Below are 18,054 nucleotides of genomic sequence, written 5' to 3' on the forward strand. Positions count from 1 at the left end.
ATGAAAGCGTTTGATAGTTTTTGTAAGAAAGTGTATAATTATAGTAGCAATAAAGAAGGAGAAGTCTCATGGCAGTTAAAGATTTTATGACCCGCAAGGTAGTTTATATCAGTCCAGATACGACTGTAGCACATGCAGCAGATTTGATGCGCGAGCAAGGCTTGCACCGTTTACCTGTTATCGAAAATGATCAATTGGTTGGTCTTGTAACAGAAGGAACCATTGCGGAAGCCAGCCCATCTAAAGCAACCAGCCTCTCTATCTATGAGATGAATTATCTTCTCAATAAGACCAAAGTCAAAGACGTCATGATTCGGGATGTCATCACAGTGTCAGGTTATGCAAGTCTAGAAGATGCGACCTATCTCATGTTGAAGAATAAGATCGGTATTCTTCCAGTTGTGGACAACCAGCAGGTTTACGGTGTGATTACAGATCGTGATGTTTTTCAAGCCTTTCTAGAAATTGCTGGCTACGGCGAGGAAGGAATTCGTGTTCGGTTTATTACGGAAAATGAAGTCGGGGTTTTGGGCAAGATTGTGACCTTGATTGTAGAAGAAAATCTGAATATTTCACACACAGTCAATATTCCACGCAAGGATGGCAAGGTCGTGATTGAGGTTCAAATTGATGGGACGATTGATTTAACCTTCCTGAAGGAGAAATTTGAAGCGCAAGGTATCCAAGTAGAGGAGATTGCTCGAACCTCTGCTAAAAAGTTATAAAATGGAGGGTGAAAGCCCTCTTTTTTGTATACAAATTGAAATAACAAGCAAAATATGGAAAGAAATGAGAGAATGTGGTATAATAAAACGATGTGAATAAAGGAGTATTTATGGACATTTCAGAAATTCGTCAAAAAATTGACGCAAATCGTGAAAAATTAGCTTCTTTCAGGGGGTCTCTTTGACCTCGAAGGACTAGAGGAAGAGATTGCCATCTTGGAAAACAAGATGACGGAACCTGATTTTTGGAACGATAATATCGCGGCCCAAAAAACGTCGCAAGAATTAAATGAATTAAAAAACACCTACAACACCTTCCGTAAAATGGAAGAGTTGCAGGATGAAGTTGAAATTTTATTGGACTTTTTAGCAGAAGACGAGTCAGTCCATGATGAACTGGTCGAACAGTTGACAGAACTGGATAAGATAATGACCAGCTACGAGATGACGCTTCTCTTGTCAGAACCTTATGACCATAATAATGCCATCTTGGAAATCCATCCAGGATCTGGTGGTACAGAGGCTCAGGACTGGGGTGATATGTTGCTCCGTATGTATACTCGCTATGGAAATGCCAAAGGCTTTAAAGTAGAGGTCTTGGATTACCAAGCAGGTGATGAAGCGGGCATCAAGTCTGTGACCTTGTCCTTTGAAGGTCCAAATGCCTACGGTCTTCTCAAGTCGGAAATGGGTGTTCACCGTCTGGTACGTATTTCACCATTTGACTCTGCCAAACGTCGTCATACTTCATTTACATCCGTGGAAGTCATGCCCGAGTTGGATGATACCATCGAAGTGGAAATCCGTGAGGATGATATTAAGATGGATACCTTCCGTTCAGGTGGTGCTGGTGGACAAAACGTCAATAAAGTTTCAACAGGTGTGCGTTTGACACACATTCCTACGGGGACAGTCGTTCAATCGACAGTCGATCGTACCCAGTATGGAAATAGAGATCGTGCTATGAAGATGTTGCAAGCTAAGCTCTATCAGATGGAGCAAGAAAAGAAAGCTGCGGAAGTCGATTCCCTCAAAGGTGAGAAAAAAGAAATCACTTGGGGAAGTCAGATTCGTTCTTATGTCTTCACACCTTATACCATGGTAAAAGATCACCGTACGAGCTTTGAAGTCGCTCAGGTAGATAAGGTTATGGATGGAGATCTTGATGGTTTCATCGACGCTTATCTCAAGTGGCGAATCAGCTAAGAATAGAAAGGAACTCACATGTCAATCATTGAAATGCGAGATGTTGTCAAAAAATACGATAACGGAACGACTGCTCTTCGTGGAGTCTCTCTTAGTATTGAACCAGGAGAATTTGCCTATATCGTTGGGCCTTCTGGAGCAGGGAAGTCAACCTTTATTCGAGCTTTATATCGGGAAGTAAAGATTGAAAAAGGGAGCCTAACAGTTGCAGGCTTTAATTTGGTTAAAATCAAGAAGAAAGATATCCCTCTACTCCGTCGCAGTGTTGGGGTAGTCTTCCAAGATTATAAACTCTTGCCAAAGAAAACCGTTTATGAAAATATTGCTTACGCAATGGAAGTTATCGGAGAGAACCGCCGCAATATTAAGAAACGGGTTATGGAAGTGTTGGACCTGGTTGGTTTGAAACATAAGGTTCGCTCTTTCCCTAACGAACTCTCAGGTGGAGAGCAGCAACGGATTGCCATTGCCCGTGCGATTGTGAACAATCCTAAGGTCTTGATTGCCGATGAGCCGACAGGAAACTTGGACCCAGATAATTCATGGGAAATTATGAATCTGTTGGAACGCATCAATCTCCAAGGTACGACTGTCTTGATGGCGACCCACAATAGCCAGATTGTAAATACCTTGCGCCACCGTGTCATTGCCATTGAAAATGGCCGTGTCGTTCGTGACGAAGCAAAAGGAGAATATGGATACGATGATTAGTAGATTTTTTCGCCATTTATTTGAATCACTCAAAAGTTTAAAACGAAATGGCTGGATGACAGTGGCAGCAGTGAGTTCGGTTATGATTACCTTGACACTCGTTGCCCTGTTTGCATCTGTAATTTTTAATACAGCGAAACTGGCTACCGATATTGAAAACAACGTTCGTGTCATGGTTTACATTCGTAAGGATGTAGCAGATAATAGTGAAACGATTGAAAAAGAAGGTCAGACAGTTACCAATAATGACTATCACAAGGTTTATGATGCCTTAAAAGCCATGCAAGGTGTTAAGAATGTCACTTTTTCAAGCAAGGAAGAGCAGTATCAAAAATTGACTGAAACGATGGGGGATGACTGGAAGGTCTTTGAAGGGGATGCCAATCCTCTCTATGATGCCTATATCGTTGATACCAATACTCCGAGTGATGTTCCTAAAGTAGCAGAAGAGGCCAAGAAAATTGAAGGGGTATCTGAGGTTCAAGACGGTGGTGCCAACACTCAACGACTTTTCGAACTGGCTTCCTTTATCCGTGTTTGGGGATTGGTTATTGCAGGGCTCTTGATTTTTATTGCAGTCTTTCTGATTTCCAATACCATTCGTATTACCATTATTTCTCGGAGCCGTGAAATTCAAATTATGCGTCTAGTAGGAGCGAGAAATGGCTATATCCGTGGCCCATTCTTGCTGGAAGGTGCTTTTATCGGTTTATTTGGTGCAGCGATTCCTTCAGTCCTTGTATTCTTTGTTTACAATATGGTTTATCAATCTGTCAATAAATCCTTGGTAGGTCAAAACTTGTCAATGATTACACCAGATGTGTTTATCCCTGTGATGACAGTCCTATTGTTTGTGATTGGTATTTTCATTGGGGCAATTGGATCAGGCATTTCAATGCGTCGATTCTTAAAGATCTAGTTGGATATAAATGCAACTTGCAGACCAAATCAGAAATAATACAATTTTAAAAGAGAAGTTTTCTTGAGCTTCTCTTTTTTCTTTTAGCGCTTGTATAAAAATTTAAGAAAAACGGAAAATTTTTTTATAAAAGCCTTTACAAAAAAAAATAAAGTGGTATAATTGAATTATAAACAAGTGCAAACGTTTTCGTAAAACGTTTGCCTAAATAAAATAAAGGAGATTTGAATGATGAAAGCTACATTCAAAAATGTCTTGTCTTTCGAATTTTGGCAAAAATTCGGTAAGGCTCTAATGGTGGTTATCGCCGTTATGCCAGCGGCTGGATTGATGATCTCAATCGGTAAATCAATCGTGATGATCGACCCAAATCTTGCTCCTCTAGTGATTACAGGTGGAATCCTTGAGCAAATTGGTTGGGGGGTTATCGGTAACCTTCATATTTTGTTTGCCCTTGCTATTGGGGGAAGTTGGGCAAAAGAACGTGCAGGTGGTGCATTTGCAGCCGGGCTTGCCTTCATCTTGATTAACCGTATCACAGGTACTATCTTTGGAGTTACAAGTGATATGCTGAAAAACCCTGAGGCTATGGTCACTACTCTCTTTGGTGGCTCAATCAAGGTTGCTGACTACTTTATCAGCGTTCTTGAGGCTCCAGCGCTTAACATGGGGGTTTTCGTAGGGATTATCTCTGGTTTTGTTGGGGCAACAGCTTATAACAAATACTACAACTACCGTAAACTTCCTGATGCCCTTTCATTCTTCAATGGTAAACGTTTTGTACCATTCGTCGTTATTCTTCGATCAACTATTGCAGCGATTGCACTTGCTGCTTTCTGGCCAGTAGTTCAAACAGGTATCAACAACTTCGGTATCTGGATTGCCAACTCACAAGAAACTGCGCCAGTTCTCGCACCATTCTTGTATGGTACCTTGGAACGTTTGCTCTTGCCATTTGGTCTTCACCACATGCTCACTATCCCAATGAACTATACAGCTCTTGGTGGAACATACGAAATCCTTACTGGAGCAGCTAAAGGCACTCAAGTATTTGGTCAAGACCCACTATGGCTTGCATGGGTAACAGACCTTGTTAACCTTAAAGGTACAGATGCAAGTCACTACCAACAATTGTTAGATACTGTTCACCCAGCTCGTTTCAAAGTTGGACAAATGATCGGTTCATTCGGTATCTTGATGGGTGTGATTGTGGCTATCTACCGTAATGTTGATGCTGACAAGAAACACCAATACAAAGGTATGATGATTGCGACAGCTCTTGCAACATTCTTGACAGGGGTTACTGAACCAATCGAGTACATGTTCATGTTCATCGCAACACCTATGTATCTTGTTTACTCACTTGTTCAAGGTGCTGCCTTCGCTATGGCTGACGTCGTGAACCTTCGTGTGCACTCATTCGGTTCAATTGAATTCTTGACTCGTACACCGCTAGCAATTAATGCTGGTATTGGTATGGATATCGTTAACTTTATCTGGGTAACTGTCCTCTTTGCGGTTATCATGTACTTCATTGCCAACTTCATGATCAAGAAATTCAACTACGCAACTCCAGGACGTAACGGAAACTACGAAACTGCTGAAGGAGCATCAGAAGAAGTTGCTTCAGGTGAACCAAAAGTTGCAGCTGCTTCTCAAGCTGTAAATATCATTAACCTTCTTGGTGGTCGTGCAAATATCGTAGATGTGGATGCATGTATGACTCGTCTTCGTGTAACTGTTAAAGATGCAGATCGTGTTGGTACAGAAGAAGAGTGGAAAGCTGAAGGAGCTATGGGGCTTGTCATGAAAGGACAAGGTGTCCAAGCTATCTACGGACCAAAAGCTGACGTGTTGAAATCTGATATCCAAGATATCCTTGACTCAGGTGAGGTTATTCCTGAAACTCTTCCAAGTCAAATGACAGAAACTCAACAGAATACTGTACATTTCAAGGGTGTAACTGAGGAAGTTTACTCAGTAGCTGACGGTCAAGTCATTGCCTTGGAACAAGTGAAAGACCCAGTTTTTGCTCAAAAAATGATGGGTGATGGATTTGCGGTAGAACCAGCCAATGGAAATATCGTATCTCCAGTTTCTGGGACTGTATCAAGTATCTTCCCAACAAAACACGCTCTTGGTCTTGTGACTGAAGCAGGTCTTGAAGTACTCGTTCACATCGGTTTGGATACTGTAAGCCTTGAAGGTAAACCATTCACAGTTCACGTTTCTGAAGGACAAAAGGTTGCTGCTGGTGATCTTCTTGTCACAGCTGACTTGGATGCTATCCGTGCAGCAGGTCGTGAAACTTCAACAGTGGTTGTCTTCACAAATGGAGATGTTCTTAAATCTGTTAAATTAGAACAAACTGGTTCTCTTGCAGCTAAAACAGCAGTTGCTAAAGTAGAATTGTAATATACTTGAGGTTGGAAGCTGTTTTCCAACCTCTTGTTTTAGGAGAAAAGCATGAAATTTTTAACACTCAATACCCACAGTTGGATGGAGAAGGAAGCAGAAGAAAAATTCCAGCTCTTGCTCCAGGATATTCTTGAAAAAGACTATGATTTGATTTGTTTCCAAGAAATCAATCAAGAAATTACTTCTCCAGAAGTGGAGGTTGATGATCTTTATCAAGCTTTACCAGCGGCAGAACCCATTCATCAAGACCACTATGTGAGACTTTTGGTTGAAAAATTGGCTGAGAAAGGGAAAAACTACTACTGGACTTGGGCTTACAACCATATCGGCTATGACCGCTACCATGAAGGCGTAGCTATATTATCCAAAACACCTATTAAGGCGCGTGAAATTTTAGTGTCTGATGTAGATGACCCAACGGACTACCATACTCGCCGTGTCGCCTTGGCTGAAACAGAGGTTGAAGGCAAGGAACTTGCTCTTGCAAGTGTTCATCTCTCTTGGTGGGATAAAGGTTTCAAAGAAGAATGGGCACGATTTGAGGCTGTACTAAAAGAGTTGAACAAACCTCTGATTTTAGCAGGTGATTTTAATAATCCAGCTGGTCAGGAAGGCTACCAAGCGATTTTAGCTAGTCCTCTAGAGTTACAAGATGCTTTTGAAGTTGCTAAAGAGAGAAGCGGTAGCTATACCGTTCCACCAGAAATTGATGGTTGGAAAGGAAATACCGAACCGCTTCGAATTGACTATGTCTTTACAACGAAAGAGTTAGAAGTAGAAAGTTTGCATGTAGTTTTTGATGGTCAGAATAGTCCACAAGTCAGTGACCACTATGGTTTGAACGCGGTATTAAATTGGAAATAAAAGAAAAAAATGAAAGGGAGCGATTCCTTTCATTTTTTTACAAAAATTCCTATAATTACTATTTTGGAGAAGGAGTTATTTGTTTATTTGTATATTTGTATATTATGAGGGAATATCCACAAATAAGTTTTTAAAAATTTACGGTCAAAAAATAGATAATATTAACTATTTATGATAGAATAAAAATTATGAAATAAAAGGAGGACTGGAATGTTTTTTCAGGATAGAAAGATAAAATATTCAATCCGCAAATTGTCAGTTGCTACTGTGTCACTTGCGATTGGATTTTTGTTTGCGCCTGCGGCGCTTGGAGCCGCTCAAGTAGCTCAAGCTGATGAGCTTGCAACTACTGAACAAGTGGAGAATAAAGCAGAGAATCAGGTCTCGGTGGTCTCTTCTGCAACAGAGCAAGCAGAATCCCAGAAAGAAAGCCAAGTTACTTTGAAGTCTGCTGCACCTGCTGCGACAGAGACAAGTCAAGCAACAGATTCGACTGTTTTCAAAAATGCTCAGCCAGCTACAGGTACAAGTCAGCCAGCTGCAGCCACTGCTCAAGCAACTCCAGCAAATGCTAGTCTCAATAAGAGCACTTTGGAGAACTACCTCAAAGAGTTGCGTAGCAAGGACTTTTCAAGTAAGACAGACGATAGTCTAGAAATCTTGAATGGCGTGATGACGGCTGCCGATGGTGTGCTTCAAACTGCGACAAAGCAAGAAGAAATTGATAAAGTTTATCGCAATCTCGTGACTTTTGTCAATTCAGGCCTTCGTGATAAAAATCCGAAGTTCATCCCAGACAAGGATAAGACTCCTCACACAGCACTTTATGAGTTTGAAAGTGCTACACCAGGAAAATCAGCTCCGTGGGGACTGAGCTACTTAAAGCCAGAAGACACAAAAATCTACAAAAAGGGCGATAAAGTAAAGGCCATCCAGCCAACTGAAACAACTTATGTAGAGAATGATGGAAGTGGCAGATGGACCTTTAAGGGCTATGACTATGATAGTCAGGTGATTGACAAAGATGATGTCTTCTTCACAGGTAAGTGGGAATTTACACCGACACCATATAAGGCAACCTATAGAGCGGTTAATGGCTCACCTGGAAAAACTTTGCCATCTTATGTTGCAAATTGGAGCCCAGAAGATAAAAGAAGATTTGCTGAGGGTGAAGTAGTAAAAGCACAAGAATTTCACTATGTTTTTTATACTTCAGAAGAATATCCTAACCGAAAAGGCTATTGGGCTTTGACTGGCTTTGATGCTCCAAGTAAAGTGGCAAACAATGGCGATGTAGAGTTCGTAGGAACTTGGAAATACTTTGAGGATGTCACTGTATCCTACAAACCTATGAACCAGCACGATTTTGAGAATTTTTATCATTTACCAAGTAGTCCTAAGACCTCACGTGACGAATATAAATTACCTCTTCCTAAGGAGATAAAGGATCTAGAAAGTAAGCTATACGATTACAAGCTTTCTCTCAATCAGTTTGATAAACGTGATGAGTATTTACCTAAAGATATACTGGATACGCGAGCAGCCTTGCTTCGCTACGATGAAGTTCAAGGTGTCTACAAACCCTTTTATGATGCGGAAAATGAAGGAAATTGGACCTTTGAGGAAGATGTAGTAGATTTAACCTTCAGTCGTGAACTAGAGCGGGCGGCTACATATGGGGAAATACCAAAAGTTACAATACCATTGATGTTTAAATTTACACCAGTTCCTCGGAAACCGACTTATGAGTTTGTCAGTGGAACGGCTGGCAAAGAACTACCTGCTGAGATTAATAATCTGAAGCCTGTTTATATGGATGAGTGGGCGTATGCAGATAGAAAGAAATACCCGAAAGGCAAGGATATAGTTCAGTCTGTTAGACCAATTCAAGAAACCTATGAAGATAAGGATAAGAAGGGGACTTGGCATTTTAAAGGCTACGATTTTACTAAAAAACCAGTGAGCGACTGGGAGCACGATGGATGGAATCTCAAGTTCACAGGTACTTGGACATTTGAAGAGAAAAAGTACCCAGAAAACTATGAGTATGTCAGCAAAGACCCTAGCCTAGCTCTACCAGATGGACTCAGAACCTTCCCGCCAATCAGCACAGAGACATATGTTGATGGTGCTACTGTTCAGGCAAAAAAACCTGAGAAGACGACTTACATGGACTTTGAGAATAAAGGTACTTGGAAATTTGAAGGCTATGACAAGGATAAAAAGGTAGTCAATAAAGCTGGCGTCCTCTTTACAGGTAGTTGGTCCTTCACACCACACAGAGATAAGACAGTTTCCTTTGACTTTGTCAGTGATACTCCAGGGAAGACCATTCCTGATGATTTGAAGGCCCAAATCCCTGCTCCTATCACGACTTCTCCATCAGATTATTCTGCCAATGTCTTTAATGAAATTCAATATCTCAGTTCATACGTCGATAATGAAAATGATGGTACATGGGTTGCTCAGCAGATTCCTCAGCAAAAGGAGGAAGTTGAGAAGCCAGCTGACGATGAGGATTCTACCTACACTGTTCATTGGAAATTTTTACCGACCAAGCATAGTGTTTACTATGACTTCTATACAGATTCAAAAGATGATTCTGGTCAAACGATCTATCCGCCATCAACTTTGTATAATCTAATCACTTACGAAAGAGAATTTGTCAAGGGTGAAAAAGCTCGCGTTAAAATGCCATCTAAAACAAGATTTGAGGATCCTGATGGCAGAGGAACTTGGGTCTTTGATGACTACTATGAAGATGATAATACGACTATTTCTCCACGTGTGAAAACAGTCGAGGCAGGAGACGTTATCTTTAGAGGGAAATGGATTTTGGTTCCTACCAATCAGTCTGATACGATCTACAGAGTGGAGTATAAATTTACTAACTCGACTCCTGCCTACCCTCTTCCAAATAAGATTCGCGAGATGCTTCCAGCTGGCACTGATTTCGTTGCACGAGCTGATGATTACAAAGATGCAAGCAAACTTGACACCACCACAGTAACTGTTCCGACAGGTACATGGACCTTCCATGGTTTTGATGCAGATAAATACGGAAAAGCTATTGCAGGTACGAAAGTGAAGACCATCACAGGAACTTGGAGCTTTACGCCAAATGGTATAGACTATCAGTTCCAATCAACCAATCCTGATTTCGTATTACCAGATCATATCACCAAGTTGACTCCGAAAAACCCAATTGATTATAAGATGGGCGGTCTGTTCCTTACAGAAGTAGATGCTGAGCAACCAAGTGAGACGACTTATGTTGATACAGCAAACAAGGTAACTTGGACATTTGCAGGATACGATAAAGAAAAAATCGTTGTAGGAAAAGGCAGACAGACTTTCCTTGGAAGCTGGGTACCTACTCCAAATCCAGAATATGTATTCAAATCATCTAAAGCAGGTGTTCCATTGCCACAAAGTGTTTTGGGAATGCTTCCAAATGATGAGGCTTCTTATAAGGTTGGAGACACCATTGTAGCCAAACAACCTGCTAAAGAATCGGTAGTTGACGAAGAAAAAGATTATGTCTGGACCTTCAAAGGTTATGATCAGAAGAATGCGACGTATAATGGCAAGCGTGTGACATTTACGGGTATCTGGGAAGTAACGCCTAGACCGCATCATGTAAGCTATACTTTTGTAAGTGTTACGGCTGGTGTTGATTTGCCTGAATTTATCCAGAAGAAAGCACCAAAAGATAGCTCAAGCTATTACAACATGCAAAAAGTTGTACCAGAAGAGTTGACTAAAACGACTTACAAAGATGATATGAACGATGGTACATGGACTTTCGTTGGTTACGATGCCAAAAGTAAGATTGTGAAAAAAGCTGATTTGACTTTCACAGGTAAGTGGACCTTTGAAGCTAACAAGTACCAAACTACTTATCGCTTCGAGAGTGAGACAGCAGGAAAAGCTCTTCCAGCAGCTATCGCAGCCTTGACTCCAAGTGACAGTGCAAGATATGTGAATGGTGCCTCTGTTTCCACTCAACAACCATCCCAAACTACATACACAGATACTGTCAACGACGGCACTTGGACCTTCAAGGGCTATGACGCAGTTAGCGCTGTGGTCAACAAGTCAAATGTAGAGTTTGTAGGGAAATGGGCCTTTGAAGCTAACAAGTATCAAGCTACTTACCGCTTCGAGAGCGCAACATCAGGTAAAGCTCTTCCAGCAGCTATCGCAGCCTTGACTCCAAGTGACAGTGCAACTTATGTGAATGGTGCCTCTGTTTCCGCTCAACAACCATCCCAAACTACATACACAGATACTGTCAACGACGGCACTTGGACCTTCAAGGGTTACGACGCAGCTAGCGCTGTGGTCAACAAGTCAAATGTAGAGTTTGTAGGTAAATGGGCTTTTGAAGCTAACAAGTATCAAGCAAGTTACCGCTTCGAGAGCGCAACATCAGGAAAAGCTCTTCCAGCAGCCATCGCAGCCTTGACTCCAAGCGACAGTGCAACTTATGTGAATGGTGCCTCTGTTTCCGCTCAGCAACCATCCCAAACCACTTACACAGACGCAGTGAACGACGGCACATGGACCTTCAAGGGTTACGATGCAACTAGCGCCGTTGTCAACAAATCCAATGTAGAGTTTGTAGGTAAATGGGCTTTTGAAGCTAACAAGTATCAAGCAAGTTACCGCTTCGAGAGCGCAACATCAGGAAAAGCTCTTCCAGCAGCCATCGCAGCCTTGACTCCAAGCGACAGTGCAAGATATGTGAATGGTGCCTCTGTTTCCGCTCAGCAACCATCCCAAACCACTTACACAGACGCAGTGAACGACGGCACATGGACCTTCAAGGGTTACGACGCAGCTAGCGCCGTTGTCAACAAGGCTGATGTATCCTTCGTCGGTAAATGGACCTTTGAAGCTAACAAGTACCAAGCAAGTTACCGCTTCGAGAGCGAGACAGCAGGAAAAGCTCTTCCAGCAGCCATCGCAGCATTAACCCCAAGCGACAGTGCAAGATATGTGAATGGTGCCTCTGTTTCCGCTCAGCAACCATCTCAAACTACTTACACCGACGCAGTGAACGACGGCACTTGGACCTTCAAGGGTTACGACGCAGCCAATGCAGTCGTGAACAAGGCAAATGTGGAGTTTGTAGGAAAATGGACCTTTGAAGCTAACAAGTACCAAGCAAGTTACCGCTTCGAGAGTGAGACAGCAGGTAAGACTCTTCCAGCAGCCATCGCAGCCTTGACTCCAAGTGACAGTGCAACTTATGTGAATGGTGCCTCTGTTTCCGCTCAACAACCATCCCAAACCACTTACACCGACGCAGTGAACGACGGCACATGGACCTTCAAGGGTTACGACGCAGTTAGCGCTGTGGTCAACAAGTCAAATGTAGAGTTTGTAGGGAAATGGGCCTTTGAAGCTAAGAAGTACCAAGCTACTTATCGCTTCGAGAGTGAGACAGCAGGAAAAGCACTTCCAGCAGCCATCGCAGCCTTGACTCCAAGCGACAGTGCAACTTATGTGAATGGTGCCTCTGTTTCCGCTCAACAGCCATCCCAAACCACTTACACCGACGCAGTGAACGACGGCACATGGACCTTCAAGGGCTATGACGCAGCTAGCGCCGTTGTCAACAAGGCAAATGTAGAGTTTGTAGGTAAATGGACCTTTGAAGCTAACAAGTACCAAGCTACTTATCGCTTCGAGAGCGAGACAGCAGGTAAGTCTCTTCCAGCAGCCATCACAGCCTTGACTCCAAGTGACAGTGCAACATATGAGAATGGTGACACTGTTTCTGCTCAGCAACCATCCCAAACCACTTATACAGATAGTGTGAACGATGGTACTTGGACCTTCAAGGGCTATGACGCAGCTAGCGCCGTTGTCAACAAGGCAAATGTAGAGTTTGTAGGGAAATGGGCCTTTGAAGCTAAGAAGTACCAAGCTACTTATCGCTTCGAGAGTGAGACAGCAGGAAAAGCACTTCCAGCAGCCATCGCAGCCTTGACTCCAAGTGACAGTGCAAGATATGTGAATGGTGATACTGTTTCCGCTCAACAACCATCCCAAACTACATACACAGATACTGTCAACGACGGCACTTGGACCTTCAAGGGTTATGACGCAGCTAGCGCTGTAGTCAATAAGTCCGATGTTGAGTTTGTAGGGAAATGGGCCTTTGAAGCTAACAAGTACCAAGCAAGTTACCGCTTCGAGAGCGAGACATCAGGTAAGGCTCTTCCAGCAGCCATTGCAGCATTGACCCCAAGCGACAGTGATTCGTATGTGAATGGTGCCTCTGTTTCCGCTAAGCAACCATCCCAAACTACATACACCGACGCAGTGAACGACGGCACATGGACCTTCAAGGGTTACGACGCAGCTAGCGCCGTTGTCAACAAGGCTAATGTAGTCTTCGTCGGTAAGTGGGAATTCAAGGCGAATCCGACAAATGCTGAAACTTATACGCCTCAAGTAACGGAAGAAACTATCAAGGTTGGACAAACACCTGACTTGACCGATAATGTGACGAACTTGTCAAGCCTTCCAGCTGGCACTAAAGTAGTGGATATTACACCTGCAGGTCAAATTGACACAACAAAACCAGGAACTTACACAGGTAAGGTACGAGTTGACTATCCAGATGGTTCTTCTACTGAAGTTCCTGTACCAGTTAATGTTTTACCTGCACCGGTAACTGAAACCTATCAAGTGACTTATCGTTTCGAAAGTGCAACCGCAGACAACAACTTGCCAGCAGAAGTATTGAGCTTACTTCCACAAAGTGGAACATATACTACAAGTTCTTCTGCAGCGATTGCTTTCGTTCCAGAAGCACCGATGCCTGTAGGAGTTGCTGTTGCAAATGGTACTTGGAAATTCGTGGGCTACGAAAAAGTGGAAGAGGGGGCAACTCTAACCTTCGTCGGTAAGTGGGTCTTTGAAGCTAAGCAAGATCCTAGTCCACAACCACAGCCGGCACCAACGTCACAACCAGCACCAACGCCACAACCAGCACCTCAACCAAATCCAGTTCCACCAGTGAATCCAGGGGGAGAGCAGGGGGCTGATAATAATCAGGCAGATAGACATCAACCAGAACAACCAAGAAAACCTGAAGAGAATCCACCAGCTCAAAGTCCAGCAGGAGAAAAGGAAAAACAAGCTACATTGCCAAATACAGGTAGCACTGCACCACTTTCACTCACTGGTCTAATGACTAGCTCTCTTCTTGCAGGTCTAGCAGCGTTGCTTCTTGGTCGCAAGCGTGAAGATGATTAAGTACTAATTTTATCTAGAAGCTTTCGACTTTTACAACAACTGTTTGACTGTTCGACAAATCTATCTGAGTCGCAAGCTAAAGGCTGAGAGAAGACCAATTTGGTCTTCTCTTTTTGCATTTTGGATAGAAAGCAAATGTGTGATCTCAAGTCTAAGATTGGTATTTGGAGAAGTTGAGAGCCTTATGATCGGTCAGATAAGTGTGGCTACAGAAAAAGAACAAAATATGGTATAATGGTTGGAAGAATAGAATTGAGGATAATATGTCATTTACGAAATTTCAGTTTAAAAACTACATAGAAAAGGCTTTGGAGGAGTTGAAATTTACAACTCCGACAGAGGTTCAAGATAAGTTAATTCCTATTGTCTTGGCAGGTCGTGACTTGGTCGGTGAGTCAAAAACAGGTTCAGGGAAGACCCACACTTTCTTGCTACCCATTTTCCAGCAATTGGATGAAACTAGCGATAGTGTGCAAGCTGTAATCACTGCTCCAAGTCGTGAGTTAGCTACTCAGATTTATCAAGCAGCTCGTCAGATTGCAGCTCACTCAGATGTCGAAGTCCGTGTGGTTAATTATGTGGGTGGTACGGATAAGGCGCGTCAGATTGAAAAACTTGCCAGTAGCCAACCCCATATTGTCATCGGGACTCCAGGGCGTATCTATGACTTGGTCAAATCTGGCGATTTAGCCATTCACAAGGCCAAGACCTTTGTTGTCGATGAAGCCGATATGACCTTAGATATGGGATTCTTGGAAACCGTTGATAAGATTGCTGGAAGTCTTCCAAAAGACTTGCAATTCATGGTCTTTTCAGCAACTATTCCACAGAAGTTGCAGCCCTTCTTGAAAAAATATTTGTCAAATCCTGTCATGGAGAAAATCAAAACAAAAACAGTCATCTCTGATACCATTGAAAACTGGTTGGTTTCGACCAAGGGCCGTGACAAGAACGCTCAAATTTATCAGTTGACTCAGTTGATGCAGCCTTATTTGGCAATGATCTTTGTTAACACAAAAACGCGTGCTGATGAATTGCATGCCTACTTGACTGCCCAAGGATTGAAGGTAGCAAAGATTCATGGAGATATTGCCCCTCGTGAACGCAAGCGGATCATGAACCAGGTGAAAAATCTGGATTTTGAGTACATTGTCGCAACGGACTTGGCAGCGCGTGGAATTGACATTGAAGGTGTTAGTCATGTCATCAATGATGCCATTCCTCAAGACTTGTCCTTCTTTGTACACCGTGTTGGACGAACTGGACGCAACGGTCTACCTGGTACAGCTATTACCCTTTACCAGCCAAGTGATGACTCGGATATCCGTGAGTTGGAAAAATTAGGCATCAAGTTTACTCCTAAGATGGTCAAAGACGGAGAGTTTCAAGATACCTATGACCGTGATCGTCGTGCCAATCGTGAAAAGAAGCAGGATAAGCTTGATATTGAAATGATTGGCTTGGTTAAAAAGAAAAAGAAAAAAGTCAAACCGGGCTATAAGAAGAAGATTCAATGGGCGGTGGATGAAAAACGCCGCAAAACCAAGCGTGCTGAAAATCGTGCACGTGGCCGTGCCGAGCGTAAAGCCAAACGCCAAACATTTTAAGGATAAAATTGGAGCTGAATGGCTCCTTTTTCTAACTTCGTTTTATGAATTTTCAAAAATACTGCAAAAAAAAGTAAAAAGTGGTATAATGATAAGGTTATATAGTCCCGATAAGATGGTAGAAATTTCTATCAGTACTTTGTAACTCTATAACAATATTTTTTAAGGGGGGACATTTTTATGTCAGAACGTAAATTATTCACGTCTGAATCTGTATCTGAGGGGCATCCGGATAAGATTGCAGACCAAATTTCAGATGCGATTTTGGATGCTATTTTAACAGAGGATCCAGAAGCGCACGTTGCTGCTGAGACAGCTGTATACACTGGTTCTGTCCACGTTTTTGGTGAAATTTCTACAAATGCCTATGTGGATATTAACCGTGTGGTTCGTAATACCATTGCAGAGATTGGTTACACCAATACAGAGTATGGTTTTTCTGCGGAAACAGTTGGAGTTCATCCATCGCTTGTTGAGCAGTCACCGGATATCGCCCAAGGGGTCAACGAAGCCTTGGAGGTTCGTGGAAATGCAGATCAAGATCCACTTGACTTGATTGGAGCAGGTGACCAGGGTCTTATGTTTGGATTCGCAGTGGATGAAACAGAAGAACTCATGCCATTGCCAATTTCACTCAGCCACAAACTGGTTCGTCGCTTGGCAGAACTTCGTAAGTCTGGTGAAATCAGCTATCTTCGCCCAGATGCTAAATCACAAGTTACTGTTGAGTATGATGAAAATGACCGTCCAGTACGTGTGGACACAGTCGTTATTTCAACTCAGCACGACCCAGAAGTCAGCAATGGACAAATTCACAATGATGTGATTAACAAGGTTATCAAAGAGGTGATTCCAGCCTCTTACTTGGATGAACAAACCAAATTCTTCATCAATCCAACTGGTCGCTTTGTCATCGGTGGACCTCAAGGAGACTCCGGTTTGACTGGTCGTAAGATCATCGTGGATACTTATGGTGGCTACTCTCGTCACGGTGGTGGTGCCTTCTCTGGTAAGGATGCGACGAAGGTGGACCGCTCAGCCTCATATGCGGCACGTTATATTGCTAAAAATATCGTTGCAGCGGGTCTTGCCAAGAAAGCAGAAGTTCAATTGGCCTATGCTATTGGTGTTGCGCAGCCTGTTTCTGTCCGTATCGATACCTTCGGTACAGGAACAGTAGCTGAAAGCAAACTTGAAAAAGCAGCCCGTCAAATCTTTGACCTTCGCCCAGCAGGAATTATCCAAATGCTGGACCTCAAACGTCCAATTTACCGTCAAACAGCGGCTTATGGACACATGGGACGTACAGATATTGACCTTCCGTGGGAACGTTTGGATAAGGTAGATGCTTTGAAAGAAGCTGTGAAATAAAATGAAAAAGCTTGGTAATATTACCAAGCTTTTTGCAAAAGAAAACCAGCTCTAGGCTGGCTTTCTTATTTTGTAGGAATAGAAATTTCAATCAGTTTATCTGAATAAAGTGTCTTGATATTAGCTTCATCAATTTTTTGTTTATCAATCTTGCGTTTCATGAAGAAATCTTGAATGGTTTCGATTTCTGGTTCACGAATAGCGCGGTGTTTGTTGGAAATGAGGATTTCATAGTGAAGCGGAGCTTGTGTGAAAATCACATCTGTGTTTCCAGCAGAATAGACCTCAACAAGAGTTGCGTCAGTACTTTCTAATTGGCTTTTAACAAGTTGCGAGTGTGAATTAGTCGTGTTGATAAGCTTCATAATAGTTCCTCCGATTTTCTAACTCTATTATAGCACTTTTTGGATAAAATCGTGTATTTTAGTCAATTCCATGCTGTATTTTCCAGGATTTAATTCCCCATTTATGGCTACCACGTTTGAGTTTTTCAATTGCTTCATCAATAGGAAACCAAGCAATATGATTAAAATCTTCCAATGGTTTTTGTACTTCTTGGAAAGAAGTGGCTTCGTAGAGGTAGGCTGGGTTGTAGTAGTAGGTGTCACGGTGGCGAGAGTAAAAATACTCATCAGCTTGTCCGTAATAGGTTCCGATTTCAGCTGTAAAGCCAAGTTCTTCGATTAGTTCTCTCTTCAGTGCTTCTTGATGGTCTTCACCCGCTTCAATCTCTCCACCTGGCAAGAACCAAGCCCCATTGGGAGCTTGAACTAAGACAATTTGTTTTTTTTCTGGATCAGGAATAACTACGTAAACGCCGTAGCGGGGCAGGTAGGTCACATTCTCTCTTTTTTCACCAAAAGTTGGGTTTGCCATCGCATTTTCCTCATTCTCTAGTATCTTTATTATTATCATAATGGACGAGGGGCGAGCTGTCAAGAATAAACAGTTATTTTAGTAA

11 protein-coding genes are annotated in these 18,054 nt (G+C 42.5%); 9 read left to right on the plus strand and 2 right to left on the minus strand.

Features of this window, described 5'->3' with window-relative positions; genetic code table 11:
- Window positions 1-68: 68 nt before the first annotated feature.
- The 9 genes from HT680_RS04950 to metK all read left to right on the plus strand — a co-directional run bounded on the left by HT680_RS04950 (window position 69) and on the right by metK (window position 17,093).
- Window positions 69-725 (plus strand): CBS domain-containing protein, encoded by a 657-nt coding sequence (locus tag HT680_RS04950; protein ID WP_000268641.1) that lies wholly within the window; start codon window positions 69-71, stop codon window positions 723-725.
- A gap of 110 nt (window positions 726-835) precedes the next feature.
- Window positions 836-1,931, plus strand: a protein-coding gene (gene prfB, locus HT680_RS04955) for a peptide chain release factor 2 (RefSeq protein WP_173258708.1) whose coding sequence is annotated in 2 segments (ribosomal slippage) — window positions 836-907 and window positions 909-1,931 — 1,095 coding nt in all. Because the reading frame shifts where the segments join, the coding sequence is not laid out codon by codon here.
- Between the two features lie 18 nt (window positions 1,932-1,949).
- Complete coding sequence (gene ftsE / locus HT680_RS04960; protein ID WP_000022257.1) at window positions 1,950-2,642, plus strand: cell division ATP-binding protein FtsE; 693 nt, start codon at window positions 1,950-1,952, stop codon at window positions 2,640-2,642.
- Window positions 2,635-3,561, plus strand: a complete 927-nt coding sequence (gene ftsX, locus HT680_RS04965) for a permease-like cell division protein FtsX (RefSeq protein ID WP_173258710.1) — start codon at window positions 2,635-2,637, stop codon at window positions 3,559-3,561. Before ftsE ends, ftsX begins: the two co-directional genes overlap by 8 nt.
- A gap of 228 nt (window positions 3,562-3,789) precedes the next feature.
- Window positions 3,790-5,976 carry a PTS transporter subunit IIBC gene (locus tag HT680_RS04970; RefSeq protein WP_173258712.1) on the plus strand — a complete coding sequence of 729 codons (2,187 nt, stop codon included), beginning with the start codon at window positions 3,790-3,792 and terminating at the stop codon, window positions 5,974-5,976.
- A gap of 51 nt (window positions 5,977-6,027) precedes the next feature.
- Window positions 6,028-6,843 carry an endonuclease/exonuclease/phosphatase family protein gene (locus HT680_RS04975; RefSeq protein ID WP_173258714.1) on the plus strand — a complete coding sequence of 272 codons (816 nt, stop codon included), beginning with the start codon at window positions 6,028-6,030 and terminating at the stop codon, window positions 6,841-6,843.
- A 210-nt stretch (window positions 6,844-7,053) separates the two neighbouring features.
- Window positions 7,054-14,115, plus strand: coding sequence for an SHIRT domain-containing protein (locus tag HT680_RS04980; RefSeq protein ID WP_173258716.1), 7,062 nt, complete (start codon window positions 7,054-7,056; stop codon window positions 14,113-14,115).
- A 263-nt stretch (window positions 14,116-14,378) separates the two neighbouring features.
- Window positions 14,379-15,722 (plus strand): DEAD/DEAH box helicase, encoded by a 1,344-nt coding sequence (locus tag HT680_RS04985; protein WP_173258718.1) that lies wholly within the window; start codon window positions 14,379-14,381, stop codon window positions 15,720-15,722.
- Window positions 15,723-15,902: 180 nt separating this feature from the next.
- A complete protein-coding gene (gene metK / locus HT680_RS04990; protein WP_173258720.1) occupies window positions 15,903-17,093 on the plus strand; it encodes a methionine adenosyltransferase in 1,191 nt (396 codons plus the stop codon).
- Window positions 17,094-17,158: 65 nt separating this feature from the next.
- On the opposite strand, the gene HT680_RS04995 is transcribed toward metK, so the two are convergent.
- Together HT680_RS04995 and HT680_RS05000 are read right to left on the minus strand one after the other, a co-directional pair.
- A complete protein-coding gene (locus tag HT680_RS04995; protein WP_173258722.1) occupies window positions 17,159-17,458 on the minus strand; it encodes a DUF1827 family protein in 300 nt (99 codons plus the stop codon).
- A gap of 58 nt (window positions 17,459-17,516) precedes the next feature.
- On the minus strand, window positions 17,517-17,969 hold the full coding sequence (locus tag HT680_RS05000) for an NUDIX hydrolase (protein WP_173258724.1): 453 nt from the start codon (window positions 17,967-17,969) through the stop codon (window positions 17,517-17,519).
- Between the last annotated feature and the right edge of the window lie 85 nt (window positions 17,970-18,054).

Origin of the sequence: Streptococcus sp. 5905 (assembly GCF_013276505.1) — a bacterium.
GTDB lineage: Bacteria > Bacillota > Bacilli > Lactobacillales > Streptococcaceae > Streptococcus.